This window comes from Xenorhabdus innexi, assembly GCF_002632485.1.
Lineage (GTDB): Bacteria > Pseudomonadota > Gammaproteobacteria > Enterobacterales > Enterobacteriaceae > Xenorhabdus > Xenorhabdus innexi.
The window spans coordinates 1-24,731 of record NZ_NIBU01000028.1 but is presented as its reverse complement, the minus strand read 5'-3'; the positions used below and the strand labels follow the sequence as shown (position 1 = coordinate 24,731).

The window sequence follows — 24,731 nt, the reverse complement described above, 5'->3', positions numbered from 1 at the left end:
TTAGCAGGGGCATTTTTGGTATGACCTACTGACCAGCCGTGATATTCTGACGATATTTTCAGTATAAAAGTTATCACTGATGTTATTTAAGAACGTTGGTCAAAAAATTTTTAGCGCTTTACATAACATTAGTTGTATTTTCAGTGGGGTAGTCATGACAACGCCAAAGACAAGAATTGTCATCATTGGTGGGGGTGCTGGCGGTTTAGAACTGGCAACACGTTTGGGACATAAATTAGGGCATAAGCAAAAAGCCGAAATCACTTTGGTGGATCGCAACAACAGCCATTTATGGAAGCCATTATTACATGAGGTAGCAACAGGATCTCTCGATGATGGTGTTGATGCATTGAGCTATCTTGCTCATGCAAGCAATCATTACTTCAACTTCCAATTAGGTACACTTACCAATATCAATCGTGAAGAGAAGAAAATCACACTGGCTGAAATTCGCGATGAAAGTAGAGATCTGCTGGTACCAGAGCGTGAGTTAGCTTATGACATTCTTGTTATGGCACTGGGCAGCCAGTCGAATGATTTCGGTACGGCTGGTGTAAGAGAAAATTGTATTTTCCTTGATAACCCGCAGCAGGCACATCGTTTCCATAATGAAATGCTGAATCTGTTCCTGAAATATTCCGCGAATCAATGCCCGGAAGAAAAAGTGAATATAGCGATTGTTGGTGGCGGAGCAACAGGCGTTGAGCTATCCGCAGAGCTATACAATGCAGTTAAGCAGCTGAACAGTTATGGTTTTGAAAGCCTGAATTCAGACGCACTGAATGTGACTTTGGTTGAAGCTGGCGAACGCATTTTACCTGCATTGCCACCACGTATCTCCGGTGCTGCACATCAAGAGCTGACTAAACTTGGTGTTAAAGTCTTAACCAAGACTATGGTAACCAGTGCAGATGAAAATGGTCTGAATACTAAAGATGGCGAGCAGATCAAAGCCTCTTTGATGGTCTGGGCTGCCGGAATTAAAGCACCAGATTTTATGAAAGAGATTGGCGGGCTGGAAACAAACCGTATAAACCAGCTGGTGGTGAAGCCGACTTTACAGACAACACTGGATGATACTGTCTTTGCTATCGGCGACTGTGCATCCTGCCCGAAAAAAGAGGGTGGTTTTGTTCCTCCACGCGCTCAGTCTGCTCACCAAATGGCGAGCCGCTGCTATGACAACATTCTGGCTTTACTGAGTGAAAAGCCGTTGAAAGAATATGAATATAAAGATCACGGCTCTTTGGTGTCTTTATCTAAATTCAGCACCGTTGGCAGCCTGATGGGTAACCTGATGCGTGGTTCTATGATGGTGGAAGGCCGTATTGCACGTATGGTTTACATCTCGCTGTACCGTATGCATCAGGTAGCATTGCATGGGTATATTAAAACCGGCTTAATGATGCTGGTTGGTGGAATAAATCGTGTTATCCGCCCACGATTGAAATTGCACTAACTGAACAAGAGTGGTTTATCTGAATTTGATTAATGATATATTCAATAAATTTCAGGTGAACCACTAAATTTTTCATTATTTTTACTCAATATCATTATATTTTTTGTTATACCCATCATAATTTATTCCTTTCTCATTTTTTGAATATGGCTAATCCTTATAATAAAGCTAATTTTAGTTAGATAACCATGGCATAAAAAGTTATGTTTATCTGTTAGGATCAGGAAGGGTAAGTGGTGATGAAAGTTTTACATCGTAATAAAATATATAATATGAAGTGAGTTTTAACTTCCTGTTTTATATATTTTAAATGATAATTAAATCAGTTGATTGAGAGTGTAATTGAAGTTTGATTTTTTTATAAAATAAGATTTTTCTTAATAACCAATTGAGCGAGTTTTTAGTTGCCAAAAATAGTTCATAGGAATATTTAAGTAAGGAGTGTATAAAATTATTAGTGTAATAAGGTGCTGCGTGAGTAAAATAAAGACAAGGCAGTGTGGGATTTATTCTCTTATTGTTATTATTACTATTGGTATTTACGCAATGCTTTTCCCTAAAAACCCACAGCCTAAGCATGCACAGGTGCTCTCTTCTGAGCCTATCATAACAATAGATTCAGCTCCAAAATATTATTGTAATGGAATGTTGCTGCCATTACTGACCATATTTGTTAATACCGAAAATAATCACTCATCTGTATATGAAAATAGTATATTTTCTTTCATTGAATTATTAAATATAACAAAAAAATATTACTCTCTGAGCTATTATGAATTAAAAAATTGTATTACATTTCAGAATCGGGAGCTGCGTATTATTGGGTATGATGTCATTTATACTATTGGTAATAAACCGGGAAAAGTAAGGGTGATACATAAACCAGATCAATTGATCCCTCTGGATGGAAAAGGAAAATTGATCCTTGCACCGTATTTATAGAAAGAGCCAGAAAAATATCTCCAGTCACATAATTATTATGTTCCCGGAGATAAGTATATAATCTGTTGATATTCTAACTGCGTTAGAAAAACAGCCAGCCTTACTGACACTGTTATATCTGATGTTGCCCGAATGCCTCCAATAATGTCTGTACGAATGATAAGCGTATCGTTCTTTCGGTTAACTCAGTGATAAATTTCAACTTAGAAGGCCCATCCAACCGATAGATATTAGGCTGGGTCTGCAATAAGCTGATGAGATAGTGAGGGTCTACCTTATTACTCCGACTAAATTCAATAAAGCCGCCTTTTTCATGGGCTTCGATACGTTTTATTCCCAGTTTCTGAGCCGTAAGGCGGATAGAGGCAGATTGCAGTAAATGCCGGCCCGGATCAGGTAAGGCACCGAACCGATCAATGAGCTCAACTTTTAACTCTGTCAGCTCACTATCATTTTGGGCGCTGGCAATACGCTTATAGAAAGACAGACGCATATTGACATCCGGGATATAATCATCAGGCAAAAGCATCGGTAGACGTAGTTCTATCTCGGTTTGATTGGTGGTTAAATCCTCCAGTGAGGGTTCCCGCCCATTTTTGAGTGCATCAACGGCGCTTTCCAGCAGCTCCATATAGAGCGTGAAACCGATACTTGCCATTTGACCACTTTGATCTTCACCCAGAAGCTCACCGGCGCCTCTGATTTCCAAATCATGAGTTGCCAGAGCAAAACCTGCTCCCAGATCTTCAAGTGAGGCAATTGCTTCCAGTCGCTTTTGAGCATCCTTAGTCATTGCTTTGGGGTGAGGAGTTAACAAATATGCATATGCCTGATGGTGAGAACGACCGACACGTCCGCGTAATTGGTGTAACTGAGCCAGCCCGAAGTGATCCGCCCGTTCGATAATAATGGTATTGGCTGTCGGAATATCGATACCGGTCTCAATAATTGTGGTGCATATCAACACATTAAAACGCTGATGATGGAAATCCGCCATGACACGTTCCAGATCACGTTCACGCATTTGTCCATGACCGATAGCCATTCTGGCTTCAGGGACTAATTCTTCCAGACGACTTTTGGCTTTTTCAATATTTTCGACATCATTATAGAGATAATAAACCTGACCACCGCGCAAGATTTCACGCAGAATAGATTCCCGAACAACTAAACTGTCATATTCGCGTACAAAAGTTTTTACCGCCAGACGGCGGGCTGGAGGGGTAGCAATAATCGACAGATCGCGCATCCCGCTCATTGCCATATTGAGCGTCCGAGGAATTGGGGTTGCAGTCATCGTCAGAACATCAACATCTGCACGGATAGCTTTAATGCGCTCTTTATGGCGGACACCGAAACGGTGCTCTTCATCCACCACCAATAAACCCAAATCTTTCCAGCGAATTTCACTCTGCAACAGTTTATGCGTACCGATGATGATATCGACTTTCCCTTCTGCTGCCATATCTATAACTTGTTGCTGTTCTTTGGTACTGCGGAACCGTGACATCATTTCAATATGTACAGGCCAGTTCGCAAAGCGATCGCGGAAATTATCATAGTGCTGTTGGGCTAACAGCGTCGTCGGAACTAAAATAGCAACCTGTTTATTATTATTGATAGCGGTAAAAGCGGCTCGCATTGCGACTTCTGTCTTACCGAAACCGACATCACCACAGACCAGCCTGTCCATTGCAATTGGCTGGCACATATCACTCAGTACTGCATTAATGGCCTGCTCCTGATCGGGTGTTGTATCGAATGGGAAACTCTGGCAGAACAATTGATACTGTTCCCGATCGTGCTTAAACGCAAAACCCGGTTTAATGGCTCGCTGCGCATAGATATCCAGCAATTCAGCCGCAACATCCCGGACTTTCTCTGCCGCTTTCTGGCGAGCTTTATTCCATGCTTCACCACCAAGCTTGTGCAGAGGCGCACTTTCCTCCGCTCCTCCGGCGTAGCGGCTGATTAAATGCAGAGATGAAACGGGCACATACAGTTTATCTTCTCCGGCATAAATCAGGATGAGATATTCAGCCTTAATACCACCGGCCTCCAGAGTTGTTAACCCCTGATAGCGCCCGACGCCATGCTCAAGATGTACGACTGGCTGCCCGGGACGAAGTTCGGCTAGGTTACGAATCAGGGTATCGGTGTTAATTGTGCGCCGGTTATCCTGACGACGGCGAGTTACGCGCTCACCAAGCATGTCACTTTCACAAATCAGCGCGAGCTTTTTCTCTTCATCAATAAAGCCCTGTTCGGCGCTGCCCACCATTAAAAAACACCCAGTTTCTTTAGCATCTGCTAGCTGGTGTATGGTGACCGGGTGAATTTTGACTCGGGATAGCAATTCATTTACAGATTCCCGGCGTCCCTCACTTTCCACTGAGAAAATGATTTTGCCGTCGAACTGCTCAATAAAGCGTCTCACTTTATCTAATGGTGCTTTATGATGTGCGGCAATGGAAATATCAGGTAAAGGCTGATAAGCGAGATTAGTATTTCCGGCTTTTGGTGTCAGTTCTTCATTCTTGATCTGGATGCGGGGCCATTTTTTCAGTTCGGCGAACAGCCTGTCGACGGGAAGCCAAATTTGGTCGGGAGGAAGCAATGGTCGCATTGGGTCAATTTTACGGCTTTCAAAGCGTTGCTCGGTATCCTGCCAGAAACGTTCTGCCGCACTCATTAAATCCTGTACAATAATCAGTGTGTTTTCAGGCAGGTAATCAAATAATGTAGACAAAGGCTGTTCAAAGAATAATGGCTGCCAGTATTCAATGCCTGCTGGTAACATTTTTTTACTGACTTGCTGATAAATGTGTTCAGCATCCCGTCGGACATCAAATTTTTCACGCCACTGGCTGCGGAACAGTTCAATGGCTTCTTTATCTGTCGGGAACTCATGGGCAGGTAACAGACTGATTTTCTCTACTTCCTCCAGCGTCCGCTGGCTATCGACATCAAAAGTGCGCAGACTGTCAATTTCGTCATCAAAGAAATCGATACGATAAGGATGTTCACTTCCCATCGGAAACAGATCAAACAAGGCTCCGCGTGTGGCAAATTCACCATGTTCAAGAACCTGTTCAACACTGCGATAACCGGCCTGTTCCAGATTTTTCCGTAAGTTATTACGGGAAATACGCTGCCCTTTATGCATGATCAAAGCGTGCCCTTGGAGATACTTATGAGGGCAAACACGTTGCATCAACGTATTAACAGGCAGAATAAGCGTACCTTCTGTCATAAAAGGTAACTGATACAAGGTAGATAAACGATTTGAAATGATTTCCTGATGAGGAGAAAAGCTATCGTAAGGTAATGTTTCCCAATCGGACAGGATGTTTATTGAAGTACGGGTAAATTGTGGAATTTCATCACGCAGCCGTAAGGTGTTCTGCATATCTTTTGTCACTAGCAGCACAGGCCCGGGGTGGCGTTCAATGATTTCGGCGCATTCAATGGCACTGGCAGCACCGATCAGGTTACCCAGTTGTCGGGTATCACCACGGCGTTCAGGAAGTTGATAACGATATTTTGCGGACATAAGCGTTTGATGTGTTCTCTAAGATTCAGTCCAGTCCCAACACACAGTTAACCCAGAGGTTTTTACAATAAATACGCTGGCAGGTTGAGAGAAAGTAAAAAAACAGAACCGGAATGTGAATGGCTCCATCCATATAGTACGGCTACTCTTTATTATCCCCGAACACTTTACTTTGGCAACTGCTGAATAGCAGATTTGCGTCTGGAATGATGCGACATATTAGTTTGCGTTAATGAACAGGTTTTTTTATCTTCAATTTAACAGTAGCTAATTAAAACTGAATTAAACGGTGATAACATGTAATCAGCAAATGGGACCGATTGAATTTCGTATAAAATACCTATGCAAAAACAGAGATAAAATATGATTTTTTTTATTGATTTAATATATTCAACTAACCCTCTTTGATACGGCGGTTCCTATGTTTCAGTCTGTTTCATTATTTATCGGATTGCGCTACATGCGCGGACGGGCGGTTGATAAGTTTGGCCGTTTTGTTTCCTGGCTTTCAGCCATTGGTATTACTTTAGGGGTGGCGGCATTAATTACCGTGTTGTCAGTAATGAACGGTTTCGAACGTTCATTAGAAGCCAGTATTCTGGGCTTTATGCCTCATGTCATTATCACTTCAGAAAATGCCTCGATTAATCCTGTTGAGCATCCGAGCAGTCAGCTCTCTGGCTTAAAAGATGTGACCCGCATTGAGCCGATTGTTCAGGGAGATGTTGTACTGCAAAGCGCCCATAATGTGGGTGTCGGTGTGATGTTGGGCATTAAGCCGGATGAATATACTCCATTGGCGGAATATACCGTTAATGTTGATACAAGCCAGTTACAACCCGGCCGTTATTTTGTGATTTTAGGTGAACAGTTGGCATCAAGACTGGGAGTCAGGCGGGGTGATCAGATCCGCATTATCGTTCCGAGTGCCAGCCAGCTTACTCCAATGGGCAGGATACCCAGCCAGCGTTTATTTACCGTCGCCGGAACATTTTTGGCTAACAGCGAAGTTGATGACACTGAGATGTTGGTCAATCAGCAGGATGCAGCCCGCCTTTTACGTTATCCCATTAACAATATTACTGGCTGGCGTTTGTTCCTCAGTGAACCATTAAAGGTAGATGAATTAAGTCAGCAACCGCTTCCGAAAGGTTTAGTCTGGAAAGACTGGCGTGAACGCAAGGGGGAGTTTTTTCAGGCTGTACGTATGGAGAAAAATATGATGGGGTTACTGCTTAGCCTGATCATTGCAGTTGCTGCGTTTAACATTATCACTTCTCTTTCTTTATTAGTGATGGAAAAGCAGGGTGAAATCGCTATTTTGCAGACACAGGGGTTAACCCGTAGGCAAGTTATGACTATTTTCATGATTCAGGGAGCCGGAGCCGGAATTATTGGTGCTTTATTGGGGACGGGGTTGGGAATACTGCTTTCCAGTCAGTTAAATAACTTAATGCCCGTTATCGGCCTTCTGACCGAAGGTATTCAGTTACCTGTTGCCATTGAACCTGCTCAGGTGGCGATAATTGCCATCAGTGCCATGCTAATTTCTCTATTATCCACGTTATATCCTTCCTGGCGCGCTGCTGCCACTCAACCTGCTGAGGCTTTACGTTATGAGTAATCAACCTTTATTGCTATGCCATCACTTGTATAAAAAATATCAGGAAGGGAAGGTTTCTACCGAGGTATTAAAAAACGTCACATTCTCTATGCAGCAAGGCGAAATGATGGCGATTGTCGGCAGTTCCGGTTCGGGTAAGAGTACCCTTTTACATTTATTGGGAGGGTTGGATTCACCCACTGCCGGTGAAGTGATTTTCAAAGGGGAATCACTTAACAGCATGTCTGCTTCCGGTCGGGCAGAATTGCGGAACAGGGAAATTGGTTTTATTTACCAGTTTCACCATCTACTGCCGGATTTTAATGCACTGGAAAATGTTGCTATGCCGCTATTGATTGGCAGTAAAAGGCTGCTTGGCGGGAAGAAGCAAGCTGAAAAAAAAGCGCGGGATATGCTGGCCGCAGTCGGGCTGGAAAACCGGGCACACCATCGACCTTCTGAATTATCAGGGGGAGAGCGCCAGCGGGTTGCTATCGCTCGTGCTCTGGTAAATGAACCATCATTGGTACTGGCGGATGAGCCGACAGGCAATCTTGATCAACGTAATGCTGATAGTATTTTTGAACTTTTGCAGGCATTGAACCAACAGCAGGGCACGGCATTTTTGGTAGTGACTCACGATCTGAAACTAGCTGACAGACTGGCGCGTCAGGTAGAAATGCGTGATGGATATTTACAGGATGAATTAACCCTGACGGGAGGGGTGTAATGGCAAATCTGCCTCTTGCATTACTTACTGCAATACGCTTCAGTCAGGGACGTCGCCGTGCCGGAATGGTTTCTCTGGTTTCAGTTATTTCAACACTGGGGATTATGCTTGGTGTTGCGGTGCTGATCATTGGTCTGAGCGCGATGAATGGTTTTGAGCGTGAACTGAAAAACCGGATACTTTCTGTGGTCCCTCATGGGCAGATTTATACTGTAGAACAACCTTTTCAGCACTGGGAATCGGCGCTAAAAGAAATCAGACAAACGCCGGGTATTGCAGGAGCATCTCCTTATATTGAGTTTACCGGTCTGATGGAGCGGGGAGATAAACTTCATGCTGTTCAGGTTCGCGGTGTTGATCCTGTGACTGAAGCTGACGTCAGCACTTTGTCTAAGTTTGTCCGTGGCGACGCGTGGCAAACATTTCAGGCCGGGGAAAATCAGGTAATTCTGGGGCAGGGAGTAGCAAATTCACTGAATGTGAAAAAAGGTGATTGGCTGACCGTTATGATCCCAAACAGCGACCCAAGCCTGAAATTATTGCAGCCTAAGCGGATACGTTTGCAAGTTACCGGAATTTTTCAGTTAAGTGGCTTGTTAGATCACCGTCTGGCTCTCGTTCCGCTATCTGATGCACAACAGTATCTGGATTATGGCAATGCGATTACCGGCGTTGCTATTAAAGCAGACAATGTCTTTGCCGCAGAAAAGCGGGTTATAGCTGCCGGTAATGCAACGGGCAGGTATGTCTATATCAGTACGTGGCTGAAAGATTACGGTTATATGTACAACGATATCCAGATGATACGGGGTATCATGTACTTAGCCATGATTTTAGTCATTGGAGTCGCCTGTTTTAATATCGTTTCAACACTGATTATGGCAGTTAAAGATAAAAGCAGTGATATTGCTATTCTGCGTACTCTGGGGGCAAAAGATGGTCATATCCGGTCAATTTTCTTGTGGTATGGATTACTGACAGGAATGGTTGGCAGTATTATCGGCGCTATTGTCGGAATTTTCATGGCGCTTAATTTGACAGCTATCATTAAATGGATAGAGAGGCTGTCCGGGCATCAATTCCTTTCCGGTGATATCTATTTTATTGACTTTCTGCCGTCAGAATTACACATCATGGATATTTTCTATGTTTTGTTAACGGCACTGCTCCTGAGCTTGTTGGCCAGTTGGTATCCGGCTCGTCGGGCCAGTAAACTTGATCCAGCGCGGATTTTGAGTGGTCAATGATAGCCCAGTGTATTCACTATATTACTTAAGCGCGCTATCTTACGGAGTGAACTGAGCAGAAACGATGAGCCACACACTATGAATGAAATAGTGGTTAGTGAACGCAGTCAGAAAAGAGGCAGTTTGAAATACGACGAGTAAAAAGGATTATTCTAAGGAGAGGTTATATGCGTTTTATTCATCGGCTCAGTAAATTCTGTAAGAGTAGGCGACTACGGAGTCAGAGGTTCCATCGACAAATTTTTTACAGGGATATCCGTGTGGCAAATAAAATAAAGAAACCCCATGTGGTAGTTCTGACCGGAGCGGGTATTTCCGCTGAATCAGGTATCAGAACGTTTCGTTCTTCCGATGGGCTATGGGAAGAGCATCGTGTTGAAGATATTGCGACACCGGAAGGATTCAAACGTGATCCCGAGTTAGTTCAGGAATTTTATAATGCGCGAAGAGAGCAGCTACAGCTGGCGGAAATTAAGCCTAACGCTGCACACTATGCTTTGGCAGAGCTTGAGCAAAAAATTGGCGATAATTTTCTGTTAGTCACACAGAATATTGATAATTTGCATGAGCGTGCAGGAAGTCAGCGTGTTGTTCATATGCACGGTGAACTGCTGAAGGTTCGTTGTTGTCAGTCTGGGCAGGTTATCGAGTGGACCTCCAAACTGACGATGGATGATCGCTGTCATTGTTGTCAGTTTCCTTCGTTACTGCGCCCTCATGTCGTGTGGTTCGGTGAAATGCCGTTAGGGATGGAGCAAATTTATTCTGCTTTATCTGAGGCGGATATTTTTATCGCCATTGGCACTTCCGGTCATGTGTATCCTGCGGCGGGGTTTGTGCATGAAGCGAAATTATCGGGAGCGCATACTGTAGAACTTAATCTGGAACCCAGTCAGGTTGAGAGTATGTTCGATGAAAAGCATTACGGCAATGCCAGCCAAATAGTTACGCAATATGTCCAGTCATTACTTCATCAGGTGTCTGAATGATATATCTGCCCCAGTTACTTTGCAGTCATGCGACTTGTTAGTTATGTGGCTGGGGCAAATATTCAGGCGCCTGAATATGACTTAGGACCTATTCTATTTATCTGCGTGGTGGTTAATCATTAAAATACCAATAACCGCTGTTCACCAGCGCGGTAAGCAGGCTGATAAACCGGACATCATCAATAGCATCGCCCAGAATAGCCGCATTAACAGCATCATACTGACAAAGTGCATCAGCTGCCTGCAAATGAGATGTTTCCATCAGTTCACCATTAACGAAGCATTGATCACCCACACGTAAAGCACGTAGTCCATTCAAACGATTCAGGCTTTCACCCTGTTTGAGTAGATCATAGATTTCATCACTTTCATAAGGTGGTTCTGGTGGCGCGATATCCAGCTCATGGCGTGACTGAGAAATAAATTCACCAAACCAGTTCTGGAAAGTTTCCGGTTGTTCCAGCAAATTCTGCATCATGGTGCGCAGAGTGGTAAGCTCGTTTGTCTGAATGAGTGCAGGGTTATCACGGAATGCCAAATCAGGGTCACTGTAACGATGGCTTCCTAATTCATTTGCCAGAACATAATCGGCAAAACCACTGAACAATTCACGTGCATTCGGAGCACGGAAACCTACTGAATAATTCAGTGATTGTTCAATGGCATATCCTTCATGCGGAAATCCGGGTGGAATATAGAGAATATCTCCCGGTAGCATTTCTTCATCAATAATGGCTTCGAAGGGCTCAACCTGTAATAAGTCAGGATGAGGACAATGTTGTTTCATCGGGATCTTGTCGCCCACACGCCAGCGTCTGCGCCCCTGACCTTGAATGATAAAAACATCATATTGATCAAGATGCGGGCCGACACCACCACCCGGAACGGAAAAAGAAACCATCAAATCATCCATTCTCCAGTCTGAAAGGACACGGAATGGCTTCATGAGGGCAGAAGAGGGATGATGCCAGTGATTAACGGCCTGTACAAGTAACGACCAGTTCTGGTCGCCTAAATGATCATAACTTTCAAATGGCCCATGAGAAACTTCCCAACGCTCTTTTTTTTGGCTGACTAAGCGGCTGTCAATTTCATTTTCCATCGCCAATCCCGCCAGCTCATCGGGAGAAAGTGGGTCGGTAAATTGCTGGAAACCCTGTTTGATTAGCAGCGGGCGTTTTTGCCAGTGATTCTGCAAGAACGCCTGCCAATCCAGATTCAGCTGATAATTCATGGTGATATCCTGAGTGACAAGAGAATTTCCGGCCATTATAACGGATAGTCAATAGAGTTATCAGATTCGGATGAAATATTTCGAGGCCGCTCCCATTCTGTATTCATTACGAGTATCCCGGCCACTGGTTAAGCTGCCGTCATTTTGACATCCAAAAGAGGGGAGAAACGCTGTTAACGCAGATTTCAGGTAACTTGCTGCTTGCGGAAGGTCACACTTATTTTTGCACCTCCCAGATGGCTATCGTCAATGCTGATATCACCATCATATTGCGCCACAATTTCTGAGGCGATCGACAATCCCAACCCTTGTCCGGGGCGCAGTGTATCGGCTCTTAATCCACGTTCGAAAACGATATGACGTTTATTAGGGGGAATGCCGGGGCCGTCATCATCAACAATGATGGTGAGGGAGTTTTCATCCATCAGGGCTGAAACCTGAACAAATTCCAGACAATATTTACAGGCATTTTCCAGAATATTCCCCATTACTTCCAGAAAATCATTTTTTTCACCTAACCAGGTTAATTCAGGAGAAATATCCAAGGTAACATTGATACCTTTATGCTGATAAACTTTAGTCAGTGCGCTGACAAGGCTATCAAGCAGAGTTGGCACGGAAAAAATTTTTTTCAGTATAAGATTGTGGTCATTGTATATATTAGCTCGGTGTAAATAGTAGCCGATTTGTTGAGAAATCCGGTCAATCTGTTCAAGCATGATCGGTTCAGCTTGCTTTATGGTCATCTGTTTATTTGAACGCAGCGAGCGTAATGTGGACTGAAGTACAGCCAGAGGGGTTTTCAGGCTATGTGTCAGGTCTGATAATGTTGTCCGGTACTTTTTATAACGTTGACGCTCATTATCCAGTAACGCATTCAGGTTTTTAATCAGGCCTTTTAACTCGGCTGGTGGGTTTTCATCTAACTCTTGCCGCTCACCTTTTTCCAGAGACCGTATCTGAGTGATTAATGCTTTAATGGGTCGTAAACTCCAGTCCGCAGCGAGCCAGATTAATGGAATGATGAGGAACAGGTTGGCAATCAAAACATATCCAAACCATTCCCAGATTTTTTCTGACGGCTGAATATTTTGAGGTAGGGTATTGATAACTACAATGGTTATTGCTGGTAGCTTATCTGTTGCCGGGTAAATATTGACAACTACAGAATAAATCAGAAGCCTCTTATCGGTCTCGTGACTGGTATCAGTTTTATTATTAACCGGATGTTGACTCTGTGATTCAGAATACAGAGCAGGATTTATATAGGGATAATAAGTTTCTAATTCATATAAGCCATTTTTTTTCAGCCAGTCAGGGGAAATTTTTTTTTCAAGGGCTGGCACATGATTTTGACGCCAGAGTATATCGTTTTTATTGTTATAGATCAGTGTTAATGAGTGATTTTCCATATGAAAATTATCAGGAAGGTTGATAAATAATTTATTTTTTTTCCAGCTGGCAAGAGAATAAAATAAATTACTCTGACTACTGAGCATTGCATAAGTGTCATTATCAAGACGCATTAAATAGCCAACAATTGCGACTATCCCATAGGGTAGAGTCAACACGAGAATAATGACTGTCGCCGCCATAAGAAATCGTGCTCTCAGGGAGAAGAGATGAGTTCTCAGAAAATCAAACATTTTATTTCACATCAAAGCGGTAGCCCTGGCCACGGACTGTGACAATCACTTCGTCAGGCCATTCATGCAGTATTTTTTTTCTCAAACGTCCCATTAATACATCAATTGTATGGCTTTCACGTAATTCAGCGTCAGGATATAACTGCCTCATTAATAATTCCTTACTGACCACTTTGCCATTATTACGCATCAGAGTTTCAATAATCGTATATTCGAAAGCTGTTAATTTTATTTTTTTACCATTAACCGAAAACTCTTTACGTGAAAGATCAATCAGAAAAGGTGGTAATTCCGCAACTTGAGATGCCAACCCACTATTACGACGCATTAATGCTTGTATACGTGCATTAATTTCCTCCAGTTGGAAAGGCTTCGTTACATAGTCATCTGCACCGGCATTTAATACCGTGACTTTTTCCTGCCAGCTTTCACGGGCAGTAAGAATGAGTATGGGAATATTTATATGATCGCTGCGCCAGCGTTTAATTAGGCTTAAACCATCTTCCCCCGGTAACCCCAGATCAATGATTGCAACATCAGGATGATTCTCTTTCAGGTAATAATCAGCTTCTTTTGAGTCTTCAGCCGCATCCACCTGATGGCCAATATCTCGAAGCTGTACTTTTAAATGATGACGAAGCAACGCATTATCTTCAACTATTAATATTCGCATAATGGTTCCTTATGCTAACCAGTAAAATTTATCAAATAAATCTTAAATAGCTAGATAGTCAACTTTATGAATGGATTTAAGTAAATTATAGATATGTTGTTATGATTAAACCAAGTATAGTAACTATTTAGTCTATTGTTGGTATGTTAATGAATGAATTGCTAAAAACAATAAGATAAACCGAAAATAGTATATAACTTTGCGATTTATTTATATTTCATATAAGGTTAATTTGTTTCACAATATGTGAACGGGAAATTCCCGTTCACTATATATAAATAAAATCGTTTTATTTTAATTCATCAACCAGTAATTCAGCGTAACCGATATAATTTGCAGGAGTCATTAACTTCAGACGAGTTTTTTCTTCTTCTGGAAGTTCAAGACCATCAATGAAGTTTTTCATTCCTTCTGCATCAACACGTTTACCACGAGTAAGCTCTTTTAATTTTTCATAAGGCTTCTCAATACCATAACGGCGCATAACTGTTTGAATAGGCTCAGCCAGTACTTCCCAGTTTTGATCCAGTTCGCCTAATAAATGTTTCTCGTTTACTTCCAGTTTATTCAGGCCTTTCATTGTTGATTGGTATGCAATTAACGCATATCCCAGACCAACACCCAGATTACGTAATACCGTTGAGTCAGTCAGGTCACGTTGCCAGCGGGAAACAGGCAGTTTACTGGCAAGATGACCGAAAACTGCATTTGCCAGCCCTAAGTTTCCTTCAGAATTTTCAAAATCAATCGGATTAACTTTATGTGGCATGGTTGATGAGCCAATCTCACCCGCAACTGTTTTCTGTTTGAAGTGGTTAAGAGCGATATAACCCCAGATATCACGGTCAAAATCAATCAGGATAGTATTGAAACGAGCGATACAATCAAACAGTTCTGCAATGTAATCATGTGGCTCGATCTGGGTGGTATATGGATTCCATTGAATACCCAGTGAAGTCACAAATGATTCGCTGAACTGAGGCCAGTTAACATGAGGATAGGCTGACAGATGGGCATTGTAGTTACCAACTGCACCGTTGATCTTACCCAGAATTTCAATTTGACCAAGCTGACGGAACTGGCGCTCCATACGGTAAGCGACATTAGCAAACTCTTTCCCTACCGTTGAAGGTGTCGCTGGTTGCCCGTGTGTACGTGACAGCAAAGGCAGTTCACGATATTCATGAGCCATACGTTTAATGGTGTCGATTAACTGACGCCATTGTGGCTTCAGCACTTCCTCACGGGCAGTTTTAAGCATCAATGCATGTGACAGGTTATTGATGTCCTCGGAAGTGCAGGCAAAATGGATAAACTCAGCAACCTGATGTAAGGCAGGAATATGGGCGACTTTTTCTTTCAGAAAATATTCGACGGCCTTAACATCATGGTTAGTGGTACGCTCAATTTCTTTAATGCGTAATGCATCCTGCTCATTGAAATTTGCAACAATTTCATTCAGGTAAGCGTTTGCGTTTTCATCAAAAGCAGGAACTTCTGTGATTTCTGCTGTGGCGGCCAATTTTTGCAGCCAACGTACTTCAACTTGCACGCGGAATTTCAGTAAGCCGAACTCACTAAAAATAGCGCGCAGTGCGCTAACTTTATCGCCGTAACGGCCATCAATCGGAGAAACAGCAGTCAGTGAGGATAATTCCATTGGTAGAAACTCCCGGATTTTATTTAACGATTTATTTAACAATTAATTCAATTAATAACGCGTTATTCAATTAATAACGCGTTATTCAATTAACAACGCGCAAGAATGTCTTTTGCCTGCCGAACCAGTCTTTGTCGGGAAAACATAAATTGCAGGCGGCTACCACCAACTTGTTGCCACAATACGGTGCTGCGAATACCTGCCAGTAATGCCGCACGGACTTTTGCCTGCACCAATGTATTGCGCAGAATATCCGGTGAACCTGTAACTTGGATACGAGGCCCCAGCGGGCTAATCACATCAACATAAATACCGGCAAGAGAATTGAGCATTCCCTCAGACATAGGTTCAAAATAAGCCTGCTGACGTTCCAACTGGCTTATGCGTTTAGACAGTTCATCTGCTGCTGCCGGATTCTTACTGAGGCGTCGCTCCAGTGCCATCAGGCTTAAAGTATAGCGGGTAAGCTCTGCGGAAAGTCCGCTATTTGTACCATTAAGCATCCCCATAACAGCATCAAGGCCGGTACGCAGGTTACCTGCTTCATTGCCAAAGACATCCAGAGTTGATGTCGGATTCATATTCAGAACACTATTGAGAGTTGCCTCAAAAGCATCGGCATCACATTGCCCTTCATGAGCCAGTTGTTGTACCAGACGTGCTGACTGGCAGATACCTGCCAGTGCTAATGTAATGTCGTAATAATTTTTCGCCACAATTACTCCTGTATGCGTTGTTCGATCACGCCACCGCCGAGACAAATTTCGCCTTGATAAAATACGGCTGATTGACCGGGAGTGACAGCGGCAACGGGGCTATCAAAACGAACCTCAATTTTATCTTCACTCAAAGGAATGACTGTGCAAGGAATATCCTGCTGACGATAGCGTGTTTTGACCATGCAGCGGATTTCTGTTTTCAGTGATTGGCGATCAACCCAATGCAGTTGTTGTGCAATTAAACCGACAGACATCAGGCGGGGATGCTCATGACCCTGTGCAACAACCAGTGTGTTATTCGCAACATCTTTATCAACAACATACCAGGGATCTTCATTACCGGATTTAGTCCCTCCGATACCTAACCCTTTTCGCTGACCAAGTGTGTGGTACATCAGGCCGGAGTGTTGCCCGATAGTTTGCCCGTCAACGGTAACAATCGGGCCGGGCTGGGCTGGCAGATAGCGCCCCAGAAAATCACGGAACTTACGTTCACCAATAAAACAGATACCGGTAGAATCTTTTTTCTTCGCTGTCACCAGACCAATTTCTTCGGCGATGCGGCGAACTTCAGATTTTTCCAGCTCTCCGACAGGGAATAAACTTTTTGCAACCTGCTGATGGCTCAGAGTATATAAGAAGTAACTTTGATCTTTATTGCCATCAAGACCACGAAGCAACTGGCTGACACCATCCACATCCCGACGACGGACATAATGACCGGTTGCAATGTAATCAGCGCCTAAGTCTTCAGCCGCAAATTCTAAAAATGCTTTGAACTTAATTTCTTTGTTACAGAGAATGTCCGGGTTTGGTGTTCTGCCCGCCTTATATTCAGCAAGGAAAAGCTCAAATACATTATCCCAATACTCGGCTGCAAAATTAATGGTATATAATTCAATACCCAGCTTGTCACATACTTCCTGAGCATCCTTCAGATCATCTGCGGCTGAACAGTACTCTTCATCGTCATCTTCTTCCCAGTTTTTCATAAACAGGCCAGCTACCTGATAACCTTGTTGTTGTAGCAGGTAAGCGGAAACGGATGAATCAACACCACCGGACATTCCGACGATGACTTTTTTCTGGCTGTTATCTGACATGGGCATATCTCACTGCGGAAAAAAAGAAACGCAATACTTTAGCATGTTGACAGGCAAGGTGCACCAAACGTCTTCATACTCTTGTGATTTGCGTTTCATTTAATAAAAAATTATTTGATGAAAGGTGGGCCATAACTATCCAGTATTGATAAGGGATAAACCTGATTTTCCAAATAATTACGGATACTTTCAGCAACTAAAGGTGAGCGTAGTTGCCGGCTGTTAATGATTTCTTCTGCACTCAGCCAATGGCAGCAGTGGATATCACTATCTTGAGGTACAGTATCCAGCGTTTTCTCTAATTCAACCAGAAACAGAAAGCGGATAAAAGGGGTTCCATCCGGGGCGATCCACTGGTGTAACTTCAGTAATCCTTGTGGTTTAGCTCGAATTCCTGTTTCTTCCCATAATTCCCGTTCAGCCGCTTCCAGTAATGTTTCGTTAGCTTCAAGGTGACCGGCAGGTTGGTTCCAGCGAGGTTTACCATCAATAAACTCCTCAACAACCAAAAATTGATTGTTGGCATGTACTAAGCAGGCAACAGTGATATGTGGACTAAACACAATCAATTTCTCTCCATTCTCCGGGGGACAGATCCCCTAACTGTAATGAACCCATACTAAACCGGATAAGTCGTAATGTTGGAAAACCAACATGGGCGGTCATTCTGCGGACCTGACGGTTGCGACCTTCAAAAAGAGTAATTTTCAACCAACTGACCGGAATGGTTTTTCGCTCCCTGATTGGCGGAGTACGCTCCCAAAGCCACGCTGGTTCCTCGACTAATTCTGCTCCGGCAGGCAGGGTTGGGCCATCTTTCAGGGTAATACCATTACGAAGCTTGCTTAGTGCAACTTCATCCGGTATTCCTTCTACCTGAACATAATAGACTTTGGCTGTTTTCTTGTTGGGCTGTGTTAATTTGGCCTGTAACTTTCCATCATTAGTCAGAACCAGCAACCCTTCACTATCCCGATCCAGCCGACCAGCGGCATAAACATCACTGAAAGGAATAAAATGCTTTAAAGTTGTTCTTCCCATGTCGTCTGTGAACTGGGGAAGAACATCGTAAGGCTTATTAAATATCAATAACCGGTGCGGGCCCGTCATTTTGTTGGCGGTATTGTTATTTTTTCTTTGACTGAATCGATTAAGTCTTCGTTTTTTAAAAGAGAAATTTGTCATGATAAGTTATTGCACAAAGTGAAGGGCAATATTATACCTGAAATCTGCGTCATTGGCGTTTGCAGAATATTCAAGTAATATTGACACGTCCCTTACAAAAAATTAACAAGGCATTGCGCTTACTTGAAAGGAGAGGTTAATGGAAAGCAAAGTAGTTGTTCCGGCGGAAGGTAAAAAAATTACTATTGATACCAAAGGTAAATTAAATGTTCCGAATAACCCGGTAATCCCTTATATCGAAGGGGATGGGATTGGTGTTGATGTAACGCCGGTCATGCTTAAAGTTGTTGATGCTGCGGTTCAGAAAGCATATAGCGGTGAGCGCAAAATTTCCTGGATGGAGATTTATACGGGTGAAAAATCGACACAGGTTTACGGTAAAGATGTCTGGTTGCCGGAAGAGACGCTTGATTTGATCCGTGAATATCGAGTTGCCATTAAAGGCCCTCTGACAACACCTGTTGGCGGTGGCATCCGCTCTCTGAATGTGGCCCTTCGTCAACAGCTGGATTTGTATGTCTGTCTGCGTCCGGTACGTTACTATCAGGGAACCCCGAGTCCTGTAAAACACCCTGAATTAACTGACATGGTGATTTTCCGTGAAAATGCGGAAGATATTTATGCGGGCATTGAGTGGAAAGCCGGGTCTGCGGAAGCCGATAAGGTAATTAAATTCCTACAGGATGAAATGGGTGTTTCTAAAATCCGTTTTCCTCAACAGTGTGGTATTGGCGTAAAACCATGCTCGGAAGAGGGTACTAAGCGTCTGGTGCGTTCTGCGATTGAATATGCCATTGATAACGATCGTGAATCAGTGACTCTGGTGCATAAAGGCAACATCATGAAGTTTACTGAAGGTGCTTTTAAAGACTGGGGTTATGAGTTAGCGCGTACCGAATTTGGCGGTGAGCTGCTGGATGGCGGCCCGTGGGTGAAGATCAAGAACCCTAAAACCGGCAAAGATATCATCATCAAAGATGTGATTGCAGACGCGTTCCTGCAACAAATCCTGCTGCGTCCGGCTGAATATGATGTCATCGCGTGTATGAACCTGAACGGTGACTATATTTCTGATGCTCTGGCAGCACAAGTTGGTGGTATTGGTATTGCACCGGGTGCAAACATTGGCGATGAGTGTGCTCTGTTTGAAGCAACACACGGCACTGCACCCAAATACGCAGGTCAGGACAAAGTAAACCCAGGTTCAGTAATCCTCTCCGCTGAGATGATGCTGCGCCACATGGGTTGGTTTGAAGCCGCAGACTTAATCGTTAAGGGAATGCAAGGTTCGATTGCCGCGAAGACCGTAACTTACGACTTCGAGCGCCTGATGGAAGGGGCTAAGCTGCTGAAATGCAGTGAATTCGGTGACGCTATTATTTCACATATGTAATAGTGACTGGTTGAGATAAATAACGGGGGCTTAATAGTTCCCGTTGTTTTATTCTCATGTGAGAAATGTTTATCAAAAAGTCATCAAAACTAGCCTAGTTTTGAACGCTTCAAATAATAATTTATTGTTATTGCATTCAAAGAGGAGGTTGGAGAATTCCAGCCCTCCTCGGTTTTACATTATAAACAAGCCCCGCCTGGATATAATGTGCATGCAAGTATACAGTCTTTATATGTCTGACTACCAGGAGCGTACATATCTGAACAAACCCTAGCATAGGTTTGCATTGAAGCTAAAAGAGCCGAACTTGCCAACAGGCAAAGAAGAAGGCGTTTTTTCAAAGTTATTCTCCACATCGTTTACATCATTACTACCAAAAAACAGGTAGATTTAATAATCCCATCTTCACTCAACAACAAGCGAATAATTCTTAACAATTTATTACCCTTTGAAACTAAAGTGAATGTTTTTTGCTCGTTATCTGAGTTGTTAATGGAATACGGATAACACATGCTGGAGCTTTGTTTCTGCTGTGTACCTACATATTCATTTCATACTGGATAGTACCGAGATGATATTCCTGATTGAAAAAGAGGTCAGGGAGCACTACCAGAAAGGCGTTCAGATGGATTTTAGAGAGGATTACGGCAGAGCCGTGCTATTTTGTCAGTAGGCAGCGGCCAGCTTAATGCTGGCCGCTGGCCTTTTCTTTAATCATCTTCACTGATTGATTTAGTATTAAATTCTTTTTTTATTGGTGACTTAGTGAGTTCCATATCTCTGATGTTTTTTTGTACAGAAATAGAGCCGAATAAACATAAGAAAAAAGCAATCCCATAAAATCCCTTTTCACTTGGTAGTAAGTCAGCATTAAACAAACCAATAACTATTAATGCTATCGAAGCAAAAAACGCGATAATACAGGTAATATAATATGCTTGTGTTGTAGGTATGTTATCAGCTTTATCTCTTACAGTTTTTTGTATTGAAATTGAAGAAAATAATCCTAAAAGGAGTATTGCAAAATAATATCCTTTTTCATTTAATTGCATATCTGAACGCCAAAGCCCTGCAAGATAAACACCTGTACCACCAATAACAGCAATCCAGGAAATTAAGTTAAAAGCATTAAATCCTGTAGATTTATTGTCTAACGAAGCGCTATCCTTCACGAAAGTCATCTCCATAATTTATCAATTAAATTTAAACTATCTTATACCATAGTGATTAAAATTAAAAAATACGTGGTGTGATTTTATATTTCTTATAAATGCTGTTAACAGCCCTACCAACGATAGGACTCTTTTCTGCAAGTTTACTGATTGTTTTTCTCTTGAGCCTTTAGATATGATGCACGATTAGTTGCTCTATTAATGTAATCGTTGATAGTGGGACTTATACTGATGCTACAAAATTTAGCCCAAAGAAGTATATGTGACATAAATATATCGGCTAAAGTAAAGTTATTACCTGTAATCCACTCAAAATCCTTATCAAGTTTCAGTTGGCTAATCACTTTCTCGGATTCCTTTCTAAAATAATTAACTAATTCTGACGATCGTTTTTCTTCGGGGATAAAAATCAGTTGTTTTAGTAAATTCCAGATTGGTGATTCTAAGTCTGTAAGCGCAAAACTAAGCCAGGAATTGATGTTTGATTTTTCTTTTAAATCAGTTGAATAAAGACCTTTTTCAGGGTGTTTTTCACATAAATAAAGACATATCGCTAATGTTTCTTCTACCGATACATTGCCATCTACCATAAAAGGGACTTTTCCCCGAGGGTGGGGGGAGGTAACATTAGGATTATCGTTAAGTAAATCAACTCTAACTGTATCGTACGATACGCCAAGCTCTTCTAGTGCCCATAAAACTCTTAATGAGCGACTTTTAGGGAAGGTATATATTTTCATGTGAGATAAAGATCCGTAACTGAAAATGTAAAACTAGCATACACACTCTAAAATTGAGATACAAATAAGAGCGTATTTGTAACAGGTTGTAATTAAAAACAGTTTTGCTCGTACTTATCCGATTTTTTCCGGTTGGACGTCCGTGTCCAGATGCGGAAAGGTTCAATGTGGAAAAATAGTAAAGATTATTTCTGATGGTGGGTGGGCTGAACTGAGTTATGATTAATTTATAGCGAGAGATGAGGTTAAATAACTATAAGGCTGGAAACCACCTTTTGTATTTTTTGTAGAGGGCATCAGTTATAGGTTCTTTTTTTGTTTTATTGGTTTTTAATTTATCAAATTTAATAGGATAGAACTTGTCATCAGGCAGTAAGTATCTAATATAGGGTGGAAGTAATAGCTCCGCACCCCGAGGGGGTTTATAATGCCCGCTGGCATTTGATCATTGCTGTAATTCACCTTGTCTAAATAATAAGTTTCCAGCGAAATATACAGACTCTCTAGTATTGTCTGGTTTCAGTCTATAACAGTAATTTAGTATTAATTATAGAGAATAGTGTTAGCGTTTGGTGATGTGCTATTTGAGTATCAAAGCTATACTTGAATCACGCTAATCATGACAGGAGACAGGAGGTAATATGATGTTAAAGAAGATTGCCACTGTTTTATTGTTGTTTCCAAGTTACTTGCTGGCAGATAGCGGGGTTTATTCCATTGAAGATGGTAAACTCGATATCCGTGATGGTAGCTATTTATGTTATTTGTACCCTGCATATATATTCAGGGAAGCCAAAATTCCCAAAGAGTTTCCCAGAGGGTATTTTCCGAAAATTATGATGAAGGTGAGAGCCGATGGAAACGGAAAATACTTAGGTGTCAGCCTTTACCCTAATATGCCATCTGGTGCAAAACCAGAAGGCTCGTGGGGTTACTTTGGTGTTAATATGGCTCTTGACTCAAGAAACAATAAGGAAGTTATTTATGATTCTGTTAAGGACAATATAAATTTTTCTTATCTGGTAGGTACTAAACAATCGGGAGTAGTAGCTACGTTGAGTAGTAATGATCCTTTTAGTCCGGTGAATGCGGTATTAGGAAGGTGTAAAAGAGTGAGTTCTTAAAAAGTTACTTTTCAGTCTTGAAAGATGAAGAGGATAAAAAACGGAGTATTATAATGAATCTGAGCCATGTTCGGAAAAATAAATCGCTCTGCATCCGGCTTGCTGATCTTCCTGATATCGATATTCTTACCAGAATCGATCCGGTTGTTTTGTATGATAATCGTCGTGCAGGGAAAATTAAAAATTGGGTTAAGAAGCAGTTTTGTTATGTGGTTGATATAGATGGTGAAGTAATTGCTTATGGTGTACTGCATTATGATTTTTTTGATTGTGGCTTTATTGAAATGCTTATGGTTGGAGAAAATAGCAGAAGGAAGGGGGTTGGTTTACAACTTATTAATTACCTTAAATCAATTTGTTCTTGTCCGAAGTTATTCGCATCTACAAATCAATCTAATCAGCCGATGAGATTATTATTAAAAAATGCAGGTTTCAGGAGTAGTGGCTATATAGAAAATCTTGATGAAGATGATCCTGAGTTAGTGTTTTTCTGGCAAAAAAATAATTGAGGTTTAAAGAGTAAATATTTTATTCCCTGTGTATTAAAAAATATCTTGGTGAATGTGGCTTGACCTAAAGTTAAATTGAGGTTTTAAAGTTAGCATGTTCATCAGCTAAAAAAATAAAAGTAAATTACATGGAGAATATAATGATCCCAAGAACATCAATATTAAGAATAGCCAGACCCACTGATAATCTTAAACAAATTACAGAGATGTATGTTAATGGATTAGGGTTCAAGCTATTAGGTGAATTTCAGGGGCACGATGGTTTTGATGGTTCAATTATTGGTCATGAAAAACACAGCTATCATCTGGAATTTACGCACCATCAAGGAACGGTCGTTGGGAAAGCCCCCACAAAAGATAATCTACTGGTTTTTTACTTTAGTGAAAATAGTGTTTGGGAACAATGCTGTCAGCGCATGGTAAATGCGGGTTTTGAAATAGTTCAATCATATAATGGTTATTGGGATGTGGTTGGAAAAACTTTTGAAGATATAGATGGTTATAGGGTTGTCCTACAAAATCAGGAATGGACTGATTAAAGTCTGTATTTTATTAATCTCAGTGTCCGGAAGCATAAAATTATGTTTCCGGTTATATATTGATATTATTAGCCAGTATTATTTTTAAATAATTCAGGGTGAACTAAATAAATTACTGGCAATCTGTATTATATCTGGAGTATGATGCGTTGGTTTTAAATAGAGATATTTACTAATCCCAAATTAACGACTGAAAGGAGAAAATATGATGACAATGCTAATAATAAATCTTTTCAGGCCAGCCTGTAGCTAATTACTAAGATCTTTTATATCTGGTATTGCTTTGGCTAGGACAGCCTGAACCATAACTCTTATTATTTTTTATCGATCATAGGATTGATCTATGGGCAATCATAGACAGGATCTTAAGAATTAAGCCTTTCAAAACACGCATCCAATGTTTTGTTTTTACATGATTTTCTTTGTGGTGTTTTGAACGCGTTCTGGCATAAATATTCTTGTGCTTTTTCCAGCCAAAAATACGTTTCCGACCACGCCTTTTGGAGCAGGT

Annotated in this window: 21 protein-coding genes; 10 read left to right on the top strand and 11 right to left on the bottom strand. The window is 41.8% G+C overall.

Features of this window, described 5'->3' with window-relative positions:
* The first annotated feature begins 154 nt into the window (after positions 1–154).
* On the top strand, positions 155–1,459 hold the full coding sequence (locus Xinn_RS12025) for an NAD(P)/FAD-dependent oxidoreductase (RefSeq protein ID WP_086953518.1): 1,305 nt from the start codon (positions 155–157) through the stop codon (positions 1,457–1,459).
* A gap of 474 nt (positions 1,460–1,933) precedes the next feature.
* On the top strand, positions 1,934–2,401 hold the full coding sequence (gene umoD, locus Xinn_RS12020) for a UmoD family flagellar biogenesis regulator (protein WP_086953517.1): 468 nt from the start codon (positions 1,934–1,936) through the stop codon (positions 2,399–2,401).
* Positions 2,402–2,513: 112 nt separating this feature from the next.
* Here umoD and mfd read toward each other — a convergent pair whose 3' ends face one another.
* A complete protein-coding gene (gene mfd, locus Xinn_RS12015; RefSeq protein WP_086953516.1) occupies positions 2,514–5,954 on the bottom strand; it encodes a transcription-repair coupling factor in 3,441 nt (1,146 codons plus the stop codon).
* A 421-nt stretch (positions 5,955–6,375) separates the two neighbouring features.
* Here mfd and lolC point away from each other — a divergent pair, with 421 nt between their 5' ends.
* The 4 genes from lolC to cobB all read left to right on the top strand — a co-directional run bounded on the left by lolC (position 6,376) and on the right by cobB (position 10,523).
* Positions 6,376–7,578 carry a lipoprotein-releasing ABC transporter permease subunit LolC gene (gene lolC, locus Xinn_RS12010; RefSeq protein ID WP_086953515.1) on the top strand — a complete coding sequence of 401 codons (1,203 nt, stop codon included), beginning with the start codon at positions 6,376–6,378 and terminating at the stop codon, positions 7,576–7,578.
* Complete coding sequence (gene lolD, locus Xinn_RS12005; RefSeq protein WP_086953514.1) at positions 7,571–8,287, top strand: lipoprotein-releasing ABC transporter ATP-binding protein LolD; 717 nt, start codon at positions 7,571–7,573, stop codon at positions 8,285–8,287. Before lolC ends, lolD begins: the two co-directional genes overlap by 8 nt.
* Positions 8,287–9,534 (top strand): lipoprotein-releasing ABC transporter permease subunit LolE, encoded by a 1,248-nt coding sequence (gene lolE, locus Xinn_RS12000; RefSeq protein ID WP_086953513.1) that lies wholly within the window; start codon positions 8,287–8,289, stop codon positions 9,532–9,534. The genes lolD and lolE overlap by 1 nt, the downstream gene beginning before the upstream one ends.
* A 167-nt stretch (positions 9,535–9,701) precedes the next feature.
* A complete protein-coding gene (cobB, locus tag Xinn_RS11995; protein ID WP_086953512.1) occupies positions 9,702–10,523 on the top strand; it encodes a Sir2 family NAD+-dependent deacetylase in 822 nt (273 codons plus the stop codon).
* A gap of 112 nt (positions 10,524–10,635) precedes the next feature.
* Here the strand turns inward: cobB and Xinn_RS11990 are convergent, their stop codons facing one another.
* The 8 genes from Xinn_RS11990 to rluE form a co-directional block, all read right to left on the bottom strand.
* Positions 10,636–11,757 carry a ribosomal protein uL16 3-hydroxylase gene (locus Xinn_RS11990; RefSeq protein WP_086953511.1) on the bottom strand — a complete coding sequence of 374 codons (1,122 nt, stop codon included), beginning with the start codon at positions 11,755–11,757 and terminating at the stop codon, positions 10,636–10,638.
* A 185-nt stretch (positions 11,758–11,942) separates the two neighbouring features.
* A complete protein-coding gene (gene phoQ / locus Xinn_RS11985; protein WP_086953510.1) occupies positions 11,943–13,403 on the bottom strand; it encodes a two-component system sensor histidine kinase PhoQ in 1,461 nt (486 codons plus the stop codon).
* 1 nt (position 13,404) lies between these two features.
* On the bottom strand, positions 13,405–14,076 hold the full coding sequence (gene phoP / locus Xinn_RS11980) for a two-component system response regulator PhoP (protein ID WP_086953509.1): 672 nt from the start codon (positions 14,074–14,076) through the stop codon (positions 13,405–13,407).
* Between the two features lie 289 nt (positions 14,077–14,365).
* Entirely contained in the window at positions 14,366–15,736 is a 1,371-nt protein-coding gene (purB, locus tag Xinn_RS11975; RefSeq protein ID WP_086953508.1) for an adenylosuccinate lyase, read from the bottom strand.
* 89 nt (positions 15,737–15,825) lie between these two features.
* The gene (gene hflD, locus Xinn_RS11970) at positions 15,826–16,452 is read right to left on the bottom strand and encodes a high frequency lysogenization protein HflD (RefSeq protein WP_086953507.1); all 627 of its coding nucleotides are present in this window, start codon (positions 16,450–16,452) and stop codon (positions 15,826–15,828) included.
* 2 nt (positions 16,453–16,454) lie between these two features.
* A complete protein-coding gene (mnmA, locus tag Xinn_RS11965) occupies positions 16,455–17,558 on the bottom strand; it encodes a tRNA 2-thiouridine(34) synthase MnmA (RefSeq protein WP_086953506.1) in 1,104 nt (367 codons plus the stop codon).
* Between the two features lie 110 nt (positions 17,559–17,668).
* Positions 17,669–18,121 (bottom strand): NUDIX hydrolase, encoded by a 453-nt coding sequence (locus Xinn_RS11960; protein WP_086956443.1) that lies wholly within the window; start codon positions 18,119–18,121, stop codon positions 17,669–17,671.
* A complete protein-coding gene (rluE, locus tag Xinn_RS11955; protein ID WP_086953505.1) occupies positions 18,114–18,743 on the bottom strand; it encodes a 23S rRNA pseudouridine(2457) synthase RluE in 630 nt (209 codons plus the stop codon). Before rluE ends, Xinn_RS11960 begins: the two co-directional genes overlap by 8 nt.
* A gap of 139 nt (positions 18,744–18,882) precedes the next feature.
* On the opposite strand from rluE, the gene icd reads away from it, so the two are divergent.
* Positions 18,883–20,136: an NADP-dependent isocitrate dehydrogenase gene (gene icd / locus Xinn_RS11950; RefSeq protein WP_086953504.1), complete on the top strand. Its 1,254-nt coding sequence runs from the start codon at positions 18,883–18,885 to the stop codon at positions 20,134–20,136.
* Positions 20,137–20,846: 710 nt separating this feature from the next.
* On the opposite strand, the gene yiaA is transcribed toward icd, so the two are convergent.
* Together yiaA and Xinn_RS11940 are read right to left on the bottom strand one after the other, a co-directional pair.
* A complete protein-coding gene (yiaA, locus tag Xinn_RS11945) occupies positions 20,847–21,308 on the bottom strand; it encodes an inner membrane protein YiaA (RefSeq protein WP_244590191.1) in 462 nt (153 codons plus the stop codon).
* 143 nt (positions 21,309–21,451) lie between these two features.
* On the bottom strand, positions 21,452–22,048 hold the full coding sequence (locus Xinn_RS11940) for a glutathione S-transferase family protein (protein ID WP_086953503.1): 597 nt from the start codon (positions 22,046–22,048) through the stop codon (positions 21,452–21,454).
* 641 nt (positions 22,049–22,689) lie between these two features.
* Between Xinn_RS11940 and Xinn_RS11935 the strand changes: the two genes are divergently transcribed.
* The 3 genes from Xinn_RS11935 to Xinn_RS11925 all read left to right on the top strand — a co-directional run bounded on the left by Xinn_RS11935 (position 22,690) and on the right by Xinn_RS11925 (position 24,220).
* Positions 22,690–23,172 (top strand): hypothetical protein, encoded by a 483-nt coding sequence (locus Xinn_RS11935; RefSeq protein WP_086953502.1) that lies wholly within the window; start codon positions 22,690–22,692, stop codon positions 23,170–23,172.
* Between the two features lie 53 nt (positions 23,173–23,225).
* Entirely contained in the window at positions 23,226–23,681 is a 456-nt protein-coding gene (locus tag Xinn_RS11930; RefSeq protein WP_086953501.1) for a GNAT family N-acetyltransferase, read from the top strand.
* A gap of 140 nt (positions 23,682–23,821) precedes the next feature.
* Positions 23,822–24,220, top strand: coding sequence for a VOC family protein (locus Xinn_RS11925; protein WP_086953500.1), 399 nt, complete (start codon positions 23,822–23,824; stop codon positions 24,218–24,220).
* Positions 24,221–24,731 lie beyond the last annotated feature (511 nt).